The organism is Peribacillus sp. NPDC058002, assembly GCF_042886655.1.
Lineage (GTDB): Bacteria > Bacillota > Bacilli > Bacillales > DSM-1321 > Peribacillus > Peribacillus aracenensis.
In genome coordinates this window covers 47,241-65,967 of record NZ_JBHVQU010000006.1, presented here as the reverse complement: position 1 = coordinate 65,967, position 18,727 = coordinate 47,241, and the positions used below count along the sequence as shown (strand labels likewise).

Here is an 18,727-nt window from a genome sequence, read left to right as displayed (position 1 = left end):
AGGAATACAGCTTAAGATTTAACTTTTTACTGTCCAAAATATTGACTCAAATCCAGAGCATAATAAGTGACTTGAAGTATTCATCAGTAATGATCAAGAGGGAAAATTAATAAATATATCCATTTAATAACTATGAATATGGTTAGCATTAAAGACTCTTATTATTTTCTGAATTTTCAATATAATACTATTGTTGCAACGCCACAGCACAATTGAGTTCATTTCAGATCTCATTTTGAATAAGAACACAATGTGTTCTTATTGTAACGAAACTTAATCCCTAAAAAAATATTTTTGGAATGATTTTTGTAATCTAAATCTAGTAATGCAAACAATAAATATATAGCAGGAGGAAAATTATGCAAAAGAGAGTTGTAGTGACTGGTGGAAATTCAGGGATAGGAAGGGAAGCGGTTCAAGAATTTCTAAAGCAAGGTGATAAGGTGATTTTCACCTCAAGAAGTACAAAACTTGCAGATGAAGTATTATCAGATCTAAAAGAATATAGTGTTAGTGGAAATTTATTCTTCTGCGAATGTGATTCCAGCCGTGTAGAGGATGTTAGGAAACTAGTTCAGTTTACGAATGAAAAAATAGGTGGCTGTGATGTGCTTGTAAATTCTGCGGCTATCTTTATTGGTGGAAACCTTCATGAGGTTGATGAGTACGACTTCGATCTTCAGATGAATATCAATGTAAAAGGAATTTTCTTGACAAGTAAATATTTCATACCACAAATGCTTGAGAGGAAAAGTGGAAGTATAATTAACATTTCTTCATTAGCTGGGAAGTTGGGGGGATATAATTGTGCAATTTATAGCGCAACAAAAGCAGCGGTAAACAATTTAACACGCTCAATGGCACTTGACTATGCTGGAAATGGAGTAAGAGTAAATGCAGTTTGCCCAAGTGCTACTGCAACAAAAATGTTTATGACTGGTTCATCCGCTGAAGTAATTGAAGCTTTCCAAAGAAATAATCCATCAGGAAGAATAGGAAAGCCAAAGGAAATTGTAGATTTAATAATATTCTTAGCTTCTGAAAAATCTTCTTATATTACAGGACAATGTATTTCTATTGACGGTGGGCTATCTGCTTGGTCCGCCGAAGTGCGCCAAGATAAACTAGAAGTTAAAGCTTGATGAGTTTTTTAGCAGACCGAATAGGAAAACAAGTAAATGAACGGGAGTAGAATATACAAAAGAGAGATTGAAACCTTGCGAACAACACATCTACTGTTTATTGCGTCTTCTTGATTTCCTTTTTTGTATTAAAACAAACCTTAGATTTACACATCAAATTGGATTGTGAGAATAACTGAAGCAAATACATCCCATAATGGAGGGAAATATGTTAGAAAAAATGAAGGCTGCAATGTTTATTGAGCCAGGAAAAATAGAAGTTCAACAGGTGAATATACCAGAAATATCTGATGATGAAGTACTAATTAAAGTAAAGTATTGTGGAATTTGTGGTACAGATATGCATATATATAACGGGGTTTATTCTAAGGATAAGTTTCCATTAATTGCAGGTCATGAATTTTCAGGGGTTATAGAAAAAATTGGCGGTAAAGTTAAGAGGTTTAAAGGTGGAGAGAAAGTTATCGCAGACATTAATTTAAGTTGCAATATTTGCTATTATTGCAGACATGATCAACCTTTAATGTGTAATGAAATGAGACAAATAGGAATTCATATCAATGGTGCTTTTGCAGAGTATGTGGTAGTTCCACATGATAAGGTATATGTTTTACCTGAAACTATGGATTTTAAAGATGCTGCTTTATTGGAGCCTATTTCTTGTGTTGTTCGTGCAGCAAAAAAGCACAATTTAAAATTTGCAGAAAGTGTGGCAATTATAGGTGACGGTGCTATAGCTCTTATGCATGTACAAATGGCTAAAATTTGTGGTGCTGCCCCTATAATAGTAATAGGTCTAGATGATGATAAAATGAAAAAGGCTAAGGAATTAGGGGCAGACTATATTATAAAATCTGATGAGGATATGTATAAAAAAGTTCAGGAAGTAACTTACGGACGGGGAGCAGATTTAGTAATAGAATCAGTAGGATTAAAAATTACTAATGAACAGGCCTTTAAATTAGTTAGACCTGGGGGTAGAATAATGCCATTTGGAATAGCTGATGAAAACTGTATTGTTGGATTGAAGCCATCAGATATGGTTCTAAGAGAGTTAACCTTGATATCAACAGTGGCAGGTGTTAAAAATGACATAGCAGAAGCTCTAACTCTAGTAGAATACAAAAAATTTAAATTAGATGATTATTTAACTAATGTAATACCATTAGATAAGATTACAGATGCATTTAAAGAATTAAAGACCGATAGAAGTATATTTAAAGTATTAATAAAAATTGATTAAATTTATAACTTAGGAACGTATATAATTTTTTTGTATTTATTAACTCAAAGTTGTCTATAGTGGTTTTTCAGGTCAATTTCTAGTGCCTAATGGGAGCATATTTATATGAAAGGGTGGAAGCTGCTGTCTTCGAATTCTAAAGACAGACTTCTAACTTTAGGGAGGTAAAGTATGGATCATCACAAGGAATTGTTGGATATCTTAAAGAGGCAGGAAGAGGAATTGCAATTTACTTCATTTACGAATGAAATGGCGTTTGAACTAGGTTCAAGACTGATGGACAATGCTAGAAAAGCAAATAAGTCCATCGTCATCGATATTACAAGGAATAGCTTACAACTCTTTCATTTTGCAATGTCAGGTACATCGTTAGACAATGATGGATGGATTAAACGAAAAAACAATGTGGTAAACCGATTCGGGCATAGTTCCTATTATATGGGTATATACTACAAAAGTTTGTCAACTACTATAAAAGAGAAGTCTTTTCTTTCACCAGAAGAGTACTCTTCCTTCGGTGGGTCATTCCCGATCATAATAAAAAATGTTGGAATGGTAGGTACCATAGCTGTTTCGGGAATGACTCAAGAAGAGGATCATAATTTGATTATTACTGTATTACAGCAATTGATACCTATATCAGAATGAATAAAGTACAAGTAGATTTGGAATTCAGGATAAAATGAAAGAGTCGTTAAAACTAATGGTAAAGCTCTAGAGAAACTTAATAAGAATTAAGTCATCCGTAACACATTGGGTGGCTATTTTTAAGGGTGTATTATTCCGGCGAAACCTGTGTACCTAACTCCTTTTTTAATGGCAGTTGTTTTAATGTTTGCTCCGGTTGCCGATATGGCTATTGTTTTAACCGTTACAGATAAGTCAAAAGGGGTTCATGGCTTAACTTGCTTTATTGTTGAAACAGACAGCCCAGGTTTCTCAGCAGGACCAAAAGATTATATGATGGGACAAGGGTTTAAAATCATGATGGCTGGATTAGATGGGGCTCGTCTTGATATAGCTGCTTTATCTCTGGGTCTTTCACAAGCTGCATTTGAAGCTGCTGCATCCTATGCAGCCAACAGAGAGCAATTTGGTAAACCAATTGGGCACTTCCAAGGGGTAGGTTTTATGCTTGTTGAAATGGAGACTGAGATTGATGCTGGTCGCCTTCTACTTTATGGGGCTGCTCAGTATAGGGATGAAGGATTGTCATTTACAAAAGAATCTTCTATGGCAAAATATTTCTGTTATGATAATGCAATGAGACATACTACCAACGCTGTACAAATTTATGGAGGATATGGATACAGCAAAGAATAACCTGTAGAAATATTTATGAGAGATGAAAAAATATGTAAAATATATGATGGGACATCACTGATTCACCGCATGATTATTAGTCGTAATATTATAAAAGAATACTAAGAAAAACCCCTTGTAAGCAATTAAAATTTTATATATGGATCTGCTAAATCAAATTGAGTAGTTTTTTTGAAAAAGAATGTAATTCAAACTCTTTTTTTTACACAAACAAGAGACCGGTTTACTAAATTGGTGAATTTGTATTTACTAGTAACATAGCGTCACTTATAACCATTAATTGATCCTGAATTAGCCACACACCCCATGATTTTCTAATCTCAGTATTATAAATCTCGCATTAAATTGATGGTTGGGCATGAGCTCAGTAGTGTCTTTCCGAAAAATGAAAGCCCTCCCTTAGAAGAGAAAGCCCTCAGTGTACGTAAAGTGAGAGTAATATAAGAAAAATTGATGGAGTAGTAGTCTTTTAATTTTAGGTTTTTTGTTGAGTTCCTAAATTGATTATTACATGGGGGGAGAGATATTGAAGAATAAAGGGAAATTCCGTAATACGATTATGTCTCTAATGGTATTCATAATTACGGTAAATTATATTGATCGTGGGGCACTTGCCTATGCCCAAGAACCCATCATTAAAATGTTTAATTTGGATCCAGCGTCATGGGGGTGGGTTCTTGGCTTCTTTGGTTATGGGTATATAGTCGGTACATTATTTGGGGGAGCTTTAGCAGACAAAAAAGGTCCAAAATTCGTGTGGGTACTATCTGTAACATTATGGTCCATTTTTGCAATAGCTACTGCATGGGCAGGAGATATTGGAATGTTTTTATTTGGATCTGCCATTGTAGGTTTTGCATTGTGCCGTATCGTGTTTGGTCTCGCTGAGGGACCTGTCTATGCTACGATGAATCGCACAATTGCTAACTGGGTACCAATAAAAGACAGGACATTTTACGTGGGAATCGGCTTAATTGGTACACCACTGGGTGCTTTGCTAACTGCTCCTATTGCCGTTGGTTTACTTGCTATTTCTGATTGGAAAACGATGTTTATTATTCTTGGGGTAGCGGGTCTTATTTGGATTGTAATATGGAATAAGGTATTTACTAATATGCCTGAAGAACATCCTAATGTTTCGAAAGAAGAACTCTCCATAATCAGGGAAGGTCAAGATGAGCTCGAACCAGTAAAAAATCAATCAGAACCAAAGGCGGCGCCAATTAAATGGTACGATTTCTTTAAAAATACGTCGCTGATTCTAAATTCTATATCTTTCTTTGCTTTCAATTATGTAAATTTCTTAATCCTAACATGGACACCTAAATACTTGCAGGATGTTTTTGATTTTAAGCTTTCCTCATTGTGGTATCTTGGAATGGTTCCATGGATTGGTGCTGTTTTTACCGTTTTTTTAGGAGGGAAACTGTCAACTGTATTAAGCGAAAAGTCAGGAAGTTTTCGTATAGCTCGCTCTGGAGTTGTGATGGTGTGTCTATTGATAACATCAGTTTGTTTTTTCATTATCCCATATATGAATAGTATTACGGCCATTCTCTTATTGATGATGTTTGGAAATGCAATAAATACTCTTCCACAGTCCATATATTGGGCAATCGTCATAGATGCAGCACCTTCCAAGGCAGGAACATTCAGTGGTATAACACACTTTATTATTACTTCTGCTAGTATTATTGCTCCTACCTTAACTGGAGTACTGGTTGCTGCACAAGGATATGGAGCTATGTTTAATGCAGCGTCACTTATTGCATTTATCGGAATGATAAGCATGTTCTTCGTAAAACCGAGTAACACGAATATTAAACAACAGGAATTACCCCAGAAGCTTAATACTGTGTAAAGCTGAAAGACACAGCGAACGACTTAGGGAGTAATAACTGTTTTCTCCCTTTTTAAGGTATTAAAACACTGTAAGGGAAATTTCAGGTTTTAGTAAATCGATAACTTATATGCCTTTAACGAAAGTGAGGTTCGGTCGAAAGCTAGTTAATATTTTGTCTGATGATTAGTTGGACCTTAAGAAGATAGAAATTGATAACGGCAGTGTTGTAACCGCTATCAATCAGGAGAGAGGGATGATTTGTGTCTAAAGTTATTAATTCAAAATATGCCGCATCTTTATTAAAAAATAGTCATACTTTATGGATTGGTGGTTCGGGTGGCGGGCACAATGTTCCAGAAACACTTATAAAAGCATTAGAAGACTGCTTCCATACAACCAGGTCTCCTCAATCATTGACTATTATTCATGCAGTAGGTATAGGAGACTGAGAGGAAACAGGAGTTAATCGCTTAGCTCACTCCAAACTAATATTTGTGGGACGTTAAGAATAGCACTAAAATGGCCCAATTAGCAATTGATGGTGAAATCGAAGCGTACACTTTACCACAAGGCGATCTTTCACAGTTGACGAGGGAAATGGCGGCCGGAAGACCAGGTTTGATTACTCATGTAGGATTATATTTTTGTGGATCCTAGGTACGAGGGTGGGAAACAAGGATTAAAGTTAGGTCAAGATTTAGTAGACTTATTGAGAAACAAGGTGAAGAATGGCTTTGCTACAAGCCTTTTGAAATTGATATTGCATACAGATCACGCACCTTATTTAAAGTTTCAACCAATTTATAGAGAAGCAGAAGAGGAGGCCAAAAAGGCTACTGTAGGCGCAATCCGGCTTATCCTATAGCAATTGAACAGTTAAAAAAAGAGAAAAGCATACCTGATGGTATTCAATTAATAGCGCATGGAGAAATTGGAGATATATTAACGTTACGAACTTTTTTAGGCATTCCTGGAGTCAATATACAGCACCATGAACAGCAGGGTGCTGTATATTGACTCGGTGAGGTCGGTTCACATCGATTAGACTTAATGAATTATCGAAAGAAAGCCTATTAAGGTATTCAGTTATTTAACGTGAGGGATATGAAGTCTGCTATCGATAACAATGGTGTCGCGATTATTCAATACGAGGAGATCATATTACAGGACCCTTCATCTTCAGTTTCACAGGCTTTGGGGCAAATGATAAAATGACACAAATTTTCGGGACAAAAGGTAAAATCACGTTATATAGTGATACTTCTTTCGTAACAGTTGAAAAGGGGGGGGGGAATAACAAGTGTATACATTTCTTGAAGAATTACCTCAAAATAAAATTGAAAAGACAGATATAGTAGATCGTTTTATCTTTTGTATTGAAAATAATGAAAACCCTTTTACTACAGGGGAAGATGGTATTAAAGTATGCGCTTAATTGATGCGATTCGACAATCAAGTAAGGATGGACAATGGGTAATACTAACAGATTAATAGATAAATGATCCCATCAAAATGGTGCTATCTCACAAGTCGAAACTATGACTTGTGAGATAGCACTTAAATTTGATATATATAATCTTGTGGAATGACCCGTTTTAAGAATCTTATTGTACGTTCTTCTTTTGGTGTGACCAAAATTTCATGAGGACTACCTTCTTCTACAACTGTCCCACCATCCATGAAAATCACTCGGTTTGCAACATCCTTAGCAAATGAGATTTCATGAGTGACAACGAGCATCGTGGTTCCCTCCTCTTGTGCTATATGCTTCATCACGGATAATACTTCTCCAACTAACTCAGGATCTAAAGCAGATGTTGGCTCATCAAATAAAATGATATCTGGATTTAAAGCAACAGCTCTTGCAATACCCACACGTTGCTGTTGACCACCTGATAATTCAATTGGATAGGCATTATACTTTTCGGATAAACCTACTTTATCTAATGCAGTTTTCCCTCTTTCAATAGCTTCTGTTTTCGGAATTTTTCTTCCTATTATTAATCCCTCTGTCACGTTTTCTAAAGCTGTTTTGTTGGTAAATAAATTGTAATTTTGAAAAACAAAAGCTACTTTTTGACGAATCGTATGAATTTCTTTCTTTTTGGCATGATGTAAGTCCACTTTAATATCACCGAACAATGCATGACCTTGATCAGCCTTTTCTAAAAAATTAATACAGCGTAATAGAGTTGTTTTTCCAGAGCCACTAGGACCTAATATAACTACTACATCGCCTTTTTTAATGGATAAATCCACCCCTTTTAGGATAACGTTCTTATTAAATGATTTATGTACATTTTTAATTTCCAACATTTTGTCACCTTCACTTTATATTAGGAATTCGCCTGTTTTATATTTGCTTAAGTGCCTTTCTAATACTTTGAAAACATACTCAACAGCCATACATAAAATTAGATAGACCACAAAAATATCTAAATAGGCTTCCACATAGTTATAACCCATATTTGCAGCTACTTTTGCATTTAGTGTAATTTCTGGCAAAGACATTGCGTAACCTAAGGAAGTGGCCTTAATCAAATTTACGGTGGTAGTACAAATATTAGGAAGTGCAACGACTAATGCTTGCTGAATAATAATTCTTTTGTATGCTTGGAAAGTTGTAAGACCGACTGAATAAGCAGCTTCTAGTTGTTCTTTCTTTACTGTGCTAAGTGCTGAACGGAAAACCTCTATAAGTAAAGCGGTCGTACTAAAAGAAAAAATAATAACAGCATACCAAATTGGATTAATTTTAAAAATATCAAATTGGACATCATACTTTTCAAGGACTGCCTTCAATATCAGTGGAATGCTACTATAAATAATGAAAATTTGAATAATAATCGGTGTTCCTCTGACGAAAGAGACATATATTTGTGTAATTCGTTGAATAATAGGTATACGATTAATTCGCGTCAATGCCAGCAGAAAGGCTAGTGGAAGTGCAATGAGTAGAGCCACAATAGTAACTAGTAGAGTAATAGATATACCGGAAAGGGCCACAAAGAATGTATCGATAAAAAATTGATAGTTAAAATCTTTAGACACGAAACTTCCTCCTTTAGGTTGTTTCTAATGTTTTTTTACCTTTACTGAAGATTTTCTCCAACAGGTTGAAAAATCTTTCAATTATTAAAGATAAAGCCCAATAAATTATTGCTAAGGCGATATAAATTTCTAACGCGTGTGCATTTATATTATTTGTAATCATTAAGTTAGCTTTACCTACTATATCGATAAAACCAATGGTATACGATAATGCACCCTCCTGTAACACAGCAATGATGCCGTTTCCAAAGTTGGGTAATGCTATAACAAATGCTTGTGGAAAGATAATACGCCAATATGCTTGGAAAGGGGACAAGCCGACACTGACGGCTGCCTCATATTGTCCTTTTTCAATTGATTGAAAAGACGAACGAATAACCTCAGACATCACAGCAGCAAATTGTAGCGTAAATGTTGTTATGACGAAAATTGCAGTATTCACATTATTGAGATTTATACCGAATCCTTCCGCTATTTTCGGAATACCATAGTAAACAAGAAATAATAATACAATCGATGGCGTACAACGAATAATGGTTGTATAGCCATTACCAATTTGATTAAGCAATTTTTTGCGACTTAGCTTTAATATGGTTAACAACAGACCAAGGAAAGTGCCCAATAAAATAGTTATACTTGATACTAAAAGTGTGACCTTTAAAAAAGGAAGTAGAGCCGGTAACGAATTCCAAATATAAGATACATCGAAATATTTTTCCAAAATACTCACCATTTCTAAGTTTTATAAGCAAAAGCTGTTTAGCTTTTGCTAGGCAGCCTTTACTCTATATTCGTAGGAATTGTATCGATTTACATTTAATCTGAAAATTCAAATAAATCACTACCTGTATACTCTTTAATTAACTGAGCAGCTGTTCCATCATCTTTTAGTTTTTTTGCGGCTGTATCATAAGCATCTGCAAAATCTTGTTCTTTTTTATTATATAAGGGCCAAGTTTTTATGACTGCAAATTCATTGAATACCACATCCTTTGAAAGATTGTGATAAGGGCTACCTTTATCGACCACTTGGGAATTAAAGGCGCCCTCCATCATGACACCACCGTCAGCACGACCTTCATTAACCCATTGCACGATATCAATTGCAAATGTATCACTGGCTTTGAGTTTTAATTTTGTAGCCGGATGATCATCGTTATATTCTTGAATTACAGTGTACTGACCATTATTGGTAGCTATTGGAGCTAAAGAAAGGTCGGCCGTAGCAAAATCTTCTAGAGATTCGATATTTGCATTTTCTTTTTTTAGAACTAACCCTGCTTTACTTAAGCCCATAAATTCTTTTGGAAAAAGAAATTTTTTTGCGCGTTCGTCTGTATAAAAGGCACCTTTTACCCCTACATCATATTTACCTTGTTCAACACCGATAAGAAGGTCATCACTTGATGTTCCAATGTATTGAAATTGATAATTAGGAAGCAGTTTATCAATTTTTTTCATCATTTCAATATCGTATCCAGCTGGTTTTCCCTTGTCGTCAGAATAGGTAGTAGGTTTAGAACCAAGTTCATAGGCTACTTTCACTGTACGGACTTTTGAAGAATCTGCATTGCTTAAAGAACCAGAGGTACTATCAGAGCTGCATCCTGCTAATAATCCTGCTGCCATCATACTTACTGCTGTCATACTCAATAATTTTTTAAAAATCATCCTCTAAAATCTCCTTACTATTTTTAGTTTTTGATGATATTTTCTACTTGTTGTTTTCTATAGCGTGCTGTGCAAGCTTTGTAATCGTCATATCATCCATAGGAGGGTTATGTAAGCCCGCTCGTACATTACGGTAATAACGCTGTAATGGATTTGTATTTTGTAAACTTTTTGCGCCAACAATTCGCATAGCTTTATCAATAATTTCAAGTGCGTTATTTGTAACAACGTATTTTGCGATTGCTATTTCGTTTGTCAGTAGCTGTCTACGAATCGGGTCATCAAAATTTTCTGCTACGCCATAAAGTACAAAACGAGATTTTTGCAAATGTAATTCAATTTCTCCTATTAAATGTTGAACATGCGGTAGTGTACTTATGGGTGCTTGTAAGCTATTAGGTTGATGATGAACGGAAAAATGTACTGCATAATCTCTTGCCGCTTGAGCAATTCCTAGATAAGTAGCTGGAATATGGAGCTGCCAACCATTTATTAACCCACCACTTGGACGTTGGGGAGTCTCTACTAAATACTTTTCATCTACCAAAACTTCTTCAAAAATGACATCATGGCTACCTGTTCCTCGCATTGCCATAACATCCCAAGTTTCATCGATAGAGATTCCTGGAGTATTACGTTGGATTAGAAAAAAACCTACTTGCTGCTTTTCTTCAATCCAAGCAGACGTCAAGAAATAGTCCAAGACAGGTGAAGCAGTAGAAAAAGATTTACGACCATTAATGACCCAACCATTTGTCGTTCGCCTAGCATTTGTCCCTGGTCTCCCACCACGAGTCGGACTACCAGTTATCGCCTCACTAACAAGTCGATTTACAATAGCTCCGCCGATTATTTGCTCTGAAAATTCCTCTAGTAGATTAGCTGACCATAATTTATTTGCATATAGATCCCCAATAACGCCTAATGTCCACCCCATTGCTAAGGAAGTGTTCTCATCATAGCTAGCAAGTGTTTCTTGGAGTAGCACCATATCATAAACTGATAATCCCTCACCCCCATATTCGGCTGGAAGGGTAATTTTTGTATAGCCGATGTCTTTTAATAGTTGAAAGCTCTCTATCGGAAATCTTGCCAATTGATCAACATCATTTGAGCTCTTAATGATATCTTTTTTAACATTCTCAAGACGACGTAACCAATTGCGTTGTTTGTAAGTCTTTATGAATAATTCTATCATTTAACAAAAACCCCTTTTTCTCATAATACATATTAATTTACTGTGTTTTATGTATAAAAAAATATCTAAAAATCTAATGTTAATTAATCTTTTATTTTATTATTGCATCACTTTATTGAGTGTCATTTCTTCTTCAATGGATTCACCTCTCGATACCCTGATAATAATAAATGAATGCGAAATAAAAATCAAAAAAATACCAAAAGTTTCTTTATTTGAAACCACACTTTGAAAATAGGCGGACAAGTTATAAAGAATCTATCTTGTTAGGTGTAGTATTCACGAAAAATGAATTAAAAAAGGGGGAAAATCTTGATAGAAAGACAACACTAATTTTTTTTCTAAAAAAATAAAATAATAGTATGAACATGGATAATAAGGGTTTACCTAGAGTACTATAAATTTAATTTAGGGATTACCGTGATTCTCAACTGTTGATTTCTTATTTAAGGACATCTAGATAGACACTTTCGAATCTTTTAAACAAGTCGAAAATTAAACAGAAGGATCAAGCACAGTTTAAAGGATCTCTGGTTCCTTGATAAAAAATAAAGGAACATATTTTATATTTAAAAACAACTAATATTCATTTTTTATAAGATCTGCTAACTCTACTGTCTGTATTATGTCCAATTAGTTCAAAAAAGAGAATAGTCGTATCAGTAATTTGTTTCAATTATAGAAACAAATAGTTCTTTTTTTGATATTTATTTTTGTGCCCTATATTATAAATTGAGTGAAAGAGAGGTGAGTACCCATTAAGCAATACGAAGTTTCAACATTTAAAATGATCCTCATATCCTAAAAGCTATATGACAATAAGAGTCGTTATGTCTTGTATAATTTCTTATGAATTCACAAAAAATAATAGTTATATCTGTTGTTTCAATTATAGAAACAAATAGTTCTTTTTTTGATATTTATTTTTGTGCCCTATATTATAAGTTGAGTGAAAGAGAGGTGGTTTCCCATTAAGCAATATGAAGTTTCAACCTTAAAAAAAGGACTTCTCATCCTTGATGCCTTACGACAAGAAGAGCAGATGACGTTAAGTCATTTGATGACAAAGTTTTCTCTTAATAAGTCCACGACTTTTCGCTTATTATATACTCTCGAATTAATGGGCTATGTTAAGAAAGTCGATCATGTATACAGTCTAACTAATAAAGCTGGAATGCAATTTAATCCTTATAACTCTAGATTAAATTGGCTTTCGGTTCCACCACTATATCAATTAAGCACTGAAGTCGAAGAAACAGCCTACATTGGGATATTAGACGGTACAGACGTTGTGACAGCACAAGTAATTGATGGGACACACTCTATAAGAGCACATTCAGAAGTTGGAGAGCGTTCCCCAGTCCATTTAAGTGCTCTTGGTAAAGTTATATTGGCTTTTTTAGAAAAAACTCAGCTTGAAAAAATATTGAATGAATTAATATTGGTGAAGAACACCAATAACACATTTGTTGATTTGCACTTACTAAAGGAACACCTAAAAGTTATCCTTCATCAAGGGTACGCAATTGACGATGAAGAAACGGAACTAGGTTTACGTTGTATTGCTGCACCCATAATTAGCGAGGGCAATGTTATTTCGGCTGTTGCATTATCTGGGCCATCAACTCGACTAAATAAAAAGTTAGATAAGACTATTAGTAAGAAACTAATAAAATGTAGTGCTCAAATATCGAAAATGCTTTGATGAAAACAATGATAATAATAAATTAGGAGGAGGATTTTTTTGAAAGAAATGTCAACAAAAGTATATATCGCTTTATTTTCTTTAGCTATAAGTGCTTTTGCGATTGGAACAACTGAGTTTGTTATCATAGGTCTACTTCAAACAGTGGCAGATGATTTAGCAATTTCCGTTACAAAAGCAGGAACTTTAATTTCTGGTTATGCGATTGCGATAGCTGTTGGTACTCCAATCGTAACAGTCATTACAAGCCGTATTCCTAAAAAAGGATTTCTTTTAATTTTGATGATGGTGTTCATTCTTGGTAATGCTATGGCAGCTATTGCTGGTACTTATGAAATATTACTGATTTCACGAGTTATTGCCGCGATTGCTCACGGTGTATTCTTTGCCATCGCCGCAACAGTTGCTGCTGACATCGTACCAGAAAATAAAAAAGGAACAGCTATTTCTATCATGTTTACTGGGTTAACGGTGGCAACTATAGCAGGAGTTCCAATGGGGACATATATTGGACAAAATTTAGGTTGGCGAGCTACATTTAGTGCGGTAGCAGTTTTGGGTATTATTGGGTTAATCGTAAATATATTTGCGGTTGATAAAGTAGAAAATCAAGTAAAACCTCCAACCTTAAAAGATGTAGGACAACTTGTAAAAAATAAACGAATCCTTCTAGCTTTATTGATGACGGCTTTAGGGTTTGGGGGAACTTTTGCTTTGTTCACGTATCTTGCCCCCATTCTCGAAGAAATCAGTGGGTATTCTTCAGGATCAATCTCGTTATTGCTATTAATTTATGGAGTTGCAGTAGCGATTGGAAATATTGTAGGAGGTAAAATGGCAAATCAAAATCCTGTTAAATCGTTACGATTTGTCTTTTTACTTCAAGGTATAGTTCTCCTTTTGCAGATGATTCTATTACCTAGCAAGATATTAAGTATATTATCAGTTATTTTATTGGGTTTGTTTGCATTTATGATGTCCCCCGGAGTTCAGGCATACATTGTCGTTCTGGCTGAAAAATTAGTACCATCTGCAAAAGATATTGCCTCTGCATTAAACATTTCAGCATTTAATGTAGGGATTGCTGCAGGATCAACCTTAGGTGGACTAGCGGTAGACTATTTAACGTATTTAGATACGGCGTGGATTGGTGCCATTATGGTGGCTTTTGCTTTCCTACTATCCGTACTGAATTATAAATTAGATAAAAAACAAAAATTATTTTAAGGGAGAGGTAATCAATGAAATTACAACAACTATTAAGCTTAGAAAATGAACTACAATTTGAATCTTTTACAAACGAGGATGCTCTAAATCTTGGCATGACATTGGTGAATTATGCAAAAGAAAATAATAAGTCTATAGGTATACACATTGAACGTAATCGAGTACCTTTATTTTCACATCTAATGGATGGTTCATCTGAAGAAAATGTGTTCTGGCTCTATAGAAAGAAACGCGTGGTCGATCATTACAATAGAAGTTCACAGTTTATAGCAGCAAGATTCGAAGAAGGTGGAACGACGCATGACGAGAGTTCTCTCCTTTCACCATCAGAATATCAGGCTGTAGGGGGTTCTTTTCCTATTCGAATAAAAGGTGTAGGGGCAATTGGAACCGTAACAGTAGGAGGACTTACGCCTCAGCTTGATCATGATTATGTGGTTGAAGGAATTAAAAGATTTTTAAGTATTAAAAAGTAATTTGAATTACAAAAAGGGATGCAAAAGTTGCATCCCTTTTTTAATTCACCTCTATCTAAAACCTTTGAATAAGGTCAGCCAGATGTTTCGGATTCATTTTATGGTAGTCGGGTTATAGAACGTACGTTACACAATGGCCACAAGATTTCATCTAACAACAAGTGAAGCAATGATATTGTAGATATATGCTATTCCATACACACACGGTGTTTACAGTTACTGGAATTGAATTTGCCTATGCTATTCAATTGTCTTAGATTAACAATCAGATAAATACAGACCCACCATCCAAGATTCTTAAAAACACTAATTTATTTCAATCACAAACAGAAAATGAAATAATATTTGACGAGTTTCTTCTATTATATATGCTAAAAAAGTCTTTTATCTTATATATTCTTTAAGATGCTGCTGGTGTTATTTTTATAACGTGTTCCAACCTGAACATACCGATCGACCATCTCCCTTGTTTTATGTCCCGTCTGTTTCATGATAGCAATATCGGTCATCCCCATCATTGATGCACTTTTAGATAGCACGCTATGTAGGCTATGTGCAGCGAATTCTTTTTCGTTTATTCCCAACGCTCTAAAATATTTTTTTACAATGAGAGAAATCGATTTTTCTCTAAGTCGCCCCTTTATATTCCCATGCCGATCAACCAATCGAAACAGTGCACCTAATGCTAAATTGGATGCATTCATCCATTCACGCGTTGCGTTTACTGGGCAATACTCATTATTCTTCTATATTAAAACGAATGAACCATTCAATTAAATAAAAGTTAATTTTCGCTATAGAGCGAATCTCAGCATCGAAAATTAGATATAAAAAGATAATCTGTGCCTAAAACTAAGGATTTTTTTATAATGGATTATATTTAGCCTTCCATTTTTCTTCATTTGGTCGGTATACAGTTCTTATTCACGCCCTTCTAGCGCGTAACCGGCACTTACGACTACAGGAGTGAAATACTTAAATGTCATACATACTGAAAAAGTTAATGCAAATTTTAAAAGATGGTTTCAACTATAGAAACTTTTTTGATTTTTTTGATTTTTACTCCCTATACCCTTACTATGAACAACATACATAGGAATCCGATACCACTTCTAGTTCTTCAAGCAATGAAAACTCTTCAAAAGTTCGTACAGTAAAGGTATGAACTTGGTTCTAAGCCTACTACATATTCGGACAAAAGGGAAAACTAGGTGGATATGATATTGACATAATGAAATCTCATTTGCCAAAGATGTTCCCAATCGGTAATTTGCATGGATGATGGGTAAATGTACATTTAGGGGATAAAGTTTTTATGAAAAATTTATATGATATGTTGTTTGTTCAAATTGAGAGAAAGAGAGAAGAGATGATTCTTCTTGGAAATCAGAATGGGCTATTGTCCCAAGAAACAATTAATGCAAGTCAGCAGTTAGATTGTCTTCTTAATCATCTCCATTATTTGGAAAGTCATACTTGAAAATTTTCAGATGAATCATTAGATTTCCATGCCAGCACGATCATATCTATTATTCATTATGAAAAGACACTTAATTAATCATATTGATGTAAAGCGACATAAGCTAATAATGACGAAGAAGAAAAGCTGAAGGTTATGATGAAAGTATTGCAGCAGTCAGAGCAATTAGATCCTCAAAAACTATGTATTGGTACGAAAGAGCATATTGTATTTAAGTACCATTGCTTTTCATTTAATATATATATTATTTTTTCAAAAACGCGGAAAGAAGGATGTTGAGTCAATGGTTAAAGTTAAAGAAAATTAAGTAATTTATATTGGTGGATTTACTACTTATGAAAATTTATATAGAGAGGGCTTAAGTTAAATGAACATCGTTTTAATTGGAACAGGAACTATTGCTCACAATAGGCATTTACCATCTGTTAAGAATAACAAAACTGCTAAATTGTATGGGGTGTATAACCGTACTATAGAAAAAGCACAACAAGTAGCACGACAATATAACTGTAAAGTATTCGATGACATGGCTTCCATATGGAAAGATAACAATGTTAACGCTGTTATTATTTGTACACCACCAAGCTCTCATTGTGATATTGCTACTCAAGCATTGAATGCGAAAAAACATGTCTTAGTGGAAAAACCGATGGCAATGTCAGAACTAGAAGCTATAGAAATGAATGAGGCAGCCAAATCCAACGGATGTATTTTAATGGTGTCTTACAATCAGAGGCTGTATCAACCTCATTTGAAGGCTAAGGAATTAATAGCGAATGGTGAAATTGGAGATTTATTAACGTTTAGAACATTTTTAGGTAATCCTGGATCCAACTTACAGCACTATAAACAGGAGAATGAATGGCGAGATTCACTCGGTGATATTGGTTCACATCGATTAGATTTAATGAATTATATATTAGAAAGAAAGCCTAATAAGGTATTTGGCCATTTATTTAATGTGTGGGGTATAGATTCATATTTTAGTAACAATGGTGTAGCGATTATTCAATACGAGGATCAAATTACAGGAACCTTCATCTTCAGTTTCACAAGCTTTGGGGCAAATGATAGAATGACGCAATTTTTTGGGACAAAAGGTAAAATCACACTATATAGTGATGCCGCTTTCTTAACAGTAGAAAAGGGGATTGAGGAAAAACAAGTTTATTCATTTCTTGAAGAATTACCTCAACATAAAATTGAAATGACTGATATAGTAGATCGTTTTATCTCTTATATTGAAAAAAATGAAAAACCTTTTGTTACAGGGGAAGATGGTATTAAAGTAATGCGTTTAATAGATGCTATTAGACAATCAAGTAAGGATGGGCAATGGGTAACTCTAGCAGAAGAATAAATAGGGTAGTCTTCGAATGGAAGGGGGTATGAAGCTTTCAAGTATAATTCATGTTGCCGAGACGATCTGTAGTGAAATTAGATATGTTTTTTGTGTAGGACTACTTTAAATTTGCCTGAGGAGGCTACGGAGATATGGAATTAATCAAAGAAATTCAGTTGGATAGCAAAGAAGTAGAAGAAGCCATTACCGAATATTTAGAAAAAGAGGGATTCAAGGCTGTCTCCTTCAAATTCAAGTTAACAAACGTCTTGGGCTTGACGTATCCTATTAGTGCCTCCATCGTTGTGGAAGATTTCGATTAACAAACAACTACATAATTGTCTGGCTAGATACCCTAGATGACAAAAACAACAAGAAAAATAAAGCTTTTGCTGAGCTACAGGACTTATTCGATAAGCATATCCACAAACAAAGCGAAAGACGCTTTATTGTAGAAAAGGATAAAGAAATTCTTGGATTAGTCGAGCTAGTTGAAATCGATCTTATACACCGTAACACAGAGTTTCAAATTATTATCGACCCCCAGGCTGAAGGTAAAGGCTATGGATATACCGCTACAATTCTGGCTATGAGATATGCCTTCCACATTCTAAATCTTCATAAATTATATTTGATTGTTGATAAACAAAATAAAAAAACCATTCACATTTATAAAAGGACTGGATTCCAGGTTGAGGGTATGATTATAGGCGGTGGCGTTTCAAAAGCAGAAAATATTTTACTAGTCCCTATAAAAGAACAATTTAAACGATTTGCTGTACCATGGGTAGCGCAGGTCACAGATATTGCAATTGTTTCTTTAAGTAATGATGCAGGAGTCATTGGAGGCGCATGGTTAGCTCAAAAAAATAATGTCTAGGGTGGATAGAAGAGTACAAAAATCTCAAGAAACAATAAGAAATGCTTTTATTGAACTAATGTCTGAAAAAAAGTTTTGATCCTATTACGATACAAGATATTTCCGACAGAGCTAATGTCGGTCGCAGAACGATTCTACTTGCTCTA

General features: G+C 34.7%; 22 protein-coding genes and 2 pseudogenes. 18 read left to right on the top strand and 6 right to left on the bottom strand.

All coding sequences use genetic code 11. The features are described from left to right. Positions 1-359: 359 nt before the first annotated feature. From ACFVSH_RS02800 to ACFVSH_RS02755, 10 genes and pseudogenes are all read left to right on the top strand, one after another. Positions 360-1,142: an SDR family NAD(P)-dependent oxidoreductase gene (locus ACFVSH_RS02800; protein ID WP_387704776.1), complete on the top strand. Its 783-nt coding sequence runs from the start codon at positions 360-362 to the stop codon at positions 1,140-1,142. Between the two features lie 208 nt (positions 1,143-1,350). Then, on the top strand, positions 1,351-2,385 hold the full coding sequence (locus ACFVSH_RS02795; RefSeq protein ID WP_387704774.1) for a zinc-dependent alcohol dehydrogenase: 1,035 nt from the start codon (positions 1,351-1,353) through the stop codon (positions 2,383-2,385). Positions 2,386-2,556: 171 nt separating this feature from the next. Next, positions 2,557-3,033: a heme-degrading domain-containing protein gene (locus ACFVSH_RS02790; protein WP_387704772.1), complete on the top strand. Its 477-nt coding sequence runs from the start codon at positions 2,557-2,559 to the stop codon at positions 3,031-3,033. A gap of 183 nt (positions 3,034-3,216) precedes the next feature. After that, the gene (locus tag ACFVSH_RS02785) at positions 3,217-3,708 is read left to right on the top strand and encodes an acyl-CoA dehydrogenase family protein (protein ID WP_387704770.1); all 492 of its coding nucleotides are present in this window, start codon (positions 3,217-3,219) and stop codon (positions 3,706-3,708) included. Positions 3,709-4,234: 526 nt separating this feature from the next. Then, positions 4,235-5,569 carry an MFS transporter gene (locus tag ACFVSH_RS02780; RefSeq protein WP_387704768.1) on the top strand — a complete coding sequence of 445 codons (1,335 nt, stop codon included), beginning with the start codon at positions 4,235-4,237 and terminating at the stop codon, positions 5,567-5,569. Between the two features lie 242 nt (positions 5,570-5,811). After that, positions 5,812-6,000 carry a hypothetical protein gene (locus ACFVSH_RS02775; RefSeq protein ID WP_387704766.1) on the top strand — a complete coding sequence of 63 codons (189 nt, stop codon included), beginning with the start codon at positions 5,812-5,814 and terminating at the stop codon, positions 5,998-6,000. 70 nt (positions 6,001-6,070) lie between these two features. Beyond that, positions 6,071-6,208 carry a hypothetical protein gene (locus ACFVSH_RS02770; RefSeq protein WP_387704764.1) on the top strand — a complete coding sequence of 46 codons (138 nt, stop codon included), beginning with the start codon at positions 6,071-6,073 and terminating at the stop codon, positions 6,206-6,208. Further along, the gene (locus ACFVSH_RS02765; protein WP_387704762.1) at positions 6,198-6,416 is read left to right on the top strand and encodes a hypothetical protein; all 219 of its coding nucleotides are present in this window, start codon (positions 6,198-6,200) and stop codon (positions 6,414-6,416) included. The genes ACFVSH_RS02770 and ACFVSH_RS02765 overlap by 11 nt, the downstream gene beginning before the upstream one ends. Then, positions 6,395-6,466 (top strand): annotated as a pseudogene (locus ACFVSH_RS02760) (IS6 family transposase); the annotation flags it as partial. The gene ACFVSH_RS02765 and the pseudogene ACFVSH_RS02760, both read left to right, overlap by 22 nt. 385 nt (positions 6,467-6,851) lie before the next feature. Continuing rightward, positions 6,852-6,986 (top strand): hypothetical protein, encoded by a 135-nt coding sequence (locus ACFVSH_RS02755; RefSeq protein ID WP_387704760.1) that lies wholly within the window; start codon positions 6,852-6,854, stop codon positions 6,984-6,986. A gap of 122 nt (positions 6,987-7,108) precedes the next feature. On the opposite strand, the gene ACFVSH_RS02750 is transcribed toward ACFVSH_RS02755, so the two are convergent. The 5 genes from ACFVSH_RS02750 to ACFVSH_RS02730 all read right to left on the bottom strand — a co-directional run bounded on the left by ACFVSH_RS02750 (position 7,109) and on the right by ACFVSH_RS02730 (position 11,471). Then, the gene (locus ACFVSH_RS02750; RefSeq protein WP_387704758.1) at positions 7,109-7,867 is read right to left on the bottom strand and encodes an amino acid ABC transporter ATP-binding protein; all 759 of its coding nucleotides are present in this window, start codon (positions 7,865-7,867) and stop codon (positions 7,109-7,111) included. Between the two features lie 15 nt (positions 7,868-7,882). Then, on the bottom strand, positions 7,883-8,602 hold the full coding sequence (locus ACFVSH_RS02745; RefSeq protein WP_387704756.1) for an ABC transporter permease subunit: 720 nt from the start codon (positions 8,600-8,602) through the stop codon (positions 7,883-7,885). A gap of 13 nt (positions 8,603-8,615) precedes the next feature. Further along, entirely contained in the window at positions 8,616-9,332 is a 717-nt protein-coding gene (locus ACFVSH_RS02740) for an amino acid ABC transporter permease (RefSeq protein WP_387704788.1), read from the bottom strand. Positions 9,333-9,418: 86 nt separating this feature from the next. Then, positions 9,419-10,273, bottom strand: a complete 855-nt coding sequence (locus ACFVSH_RS02735) for a transporter substrate-binding domain-containing protein (protein ID WP_387704754.1) — start codon at positions 10,271-10,273, stop codon at positions 9,419-9,421. Positions 10,274-10,316: 43 nt separating this feature from the next. Next, the gene (locus ACFVSH_RS02730) at positions 10,317-11,471 is read right to left on the bottom strand and encodes an acyl-CoA dehydrogenase family protein (protein WP_387704752.1); all 1,155 of its coding nucleotides are present in this window, start codon (positions 11,469-11,471) and stop codon (positions 10,317-10,319) included. 949 nt (positions 11,472-12,420) lie between these two features. Here ACFVSH_RS02730 and ACFVSH_RS02725 point away from each other — a divergent pair. The 3 genes from ACFVSH_RS02725 to ACFVSH_RS02715 are packed head-to-tail and all read left to right on the top strand — an operon-like array spanning position 12,421 to position 14,879. Further along, a complete protein-coding gene (locus tag ACFVSH_RS02725) occupies positions 12,421-13,176 on the top strand; it encodes an IclR family transcriptional regulator (RefSeq protein WP_387704751.1) in 756 nt (251 codons plus the stop codon). Between the two features lie 48 nt (positions 13,177-13,224). Beyond that, a complete protein-coding gene (locus ACFVSH_RS02720) occupies positions 13,225-14,403 on the top strand; it encodes an MFS transporter (RefSeq protein ID WP_387704786.1) in 1,179 nt (392 codons plus the stop codon). A gap of 14 nt (positions 14,404-14,417) precedes the next feature. Next, positions 14,418-14,879: a heme-degrading domain-containing protein gene (locus tag ACFVSH_RS02715; RefSeq protein ID WP_387704749.1), complete on the top strand. Its 462-nt coding sequence runs from the start codon at positions 14,418-14,420 to the stop codon at positions 14,877-14,879. A gap of 389 nt (positions 14,880-15,268) precedes the next feature. Here ACFVSH_RS02715 and ACFVSH_RS02710 read toward each other — a convergent pair whose 3' ends face one another. Further along, positions 15,269-15,583, bottom strand: coding sequence for a site-specific integrase (locus ACFVSH_RS02710; RefSeq protein WP_387704747.1), 315 nt, complete (start codon positions 15,581-15,583; stop codon positions 15,269-15,271). A gap of 611 nt (positions 15,584-16,194) precedes the next feature. Here ACFVSH_RS02710 and ACFVSH_RS02705 point away from each other — a divergent pair. The 5 genes and pseudogenes from ACFVSH_RS02705 to ACFVSH_RS02685 all read left to right on the top strand — a co-directional run. Next, positions 16,195-16,359: an aspartyl-phosphate phosphatase Spo0E family protein gene (locus ACFVSH_RS02705; protein WP_387704745.1), complete on the top strand. Its 165-nt coding sequence runs from the start codon at positions 16,195-16,197 to the stop codon at positions 16,357-16,359. 367 nt (positions 16,360-16,726) lie between these two features. After that, positions 16,727-17,719 carry a Gfo/Idh/MocA family protein gene (locus tag ACFVSH_RS02700; RefSeq protein WP_387704743.1) on the top strand — a complete coding sequence of 331 codons (993 nt, stop codon included), beginning with the start codon at positions 16,727-16,729 and terminating at the stop codon, positions 17,717-17,719. A 134-nt stretch (positions 17,720-17,853) separates the two neighbouring features. Beyond that, positions 17,854-18,024: a hypothetical protein gene (locus ACFVSH_RS02695; protein WP_387704741.1), complete on the top strand. Its 171-nt coding sequence runs from the start codon at positions 17,854-17,856 to the stop codon at positions 18,022-18,024. 11 nt (positions 18,025-18,035) lie between these two features. Continuing rightward, entirely contained in the window at positions 18,036-18,581 is a 546-nt protein-coding gene (locus ACFVSH_RS02690; RefSeq protein ID WP_387704784.1) for a GNAT family N-acetyltransferase, read from the top strand. After that, positions 18,574-18,721 (top strand): annotated as a pseudogene (locus ACFVSH_RS02685) (TetR/AcrR family transcriptional regulator); the annotation flags it as partial. The gene ACFVSH_RS02690 and the pseudogene ACFVSH_RS02685, both read left to right, overlap by 8 nt. Between the last annotated feature and the right edge of the window lie 6 nt (positions 18,722-18,727).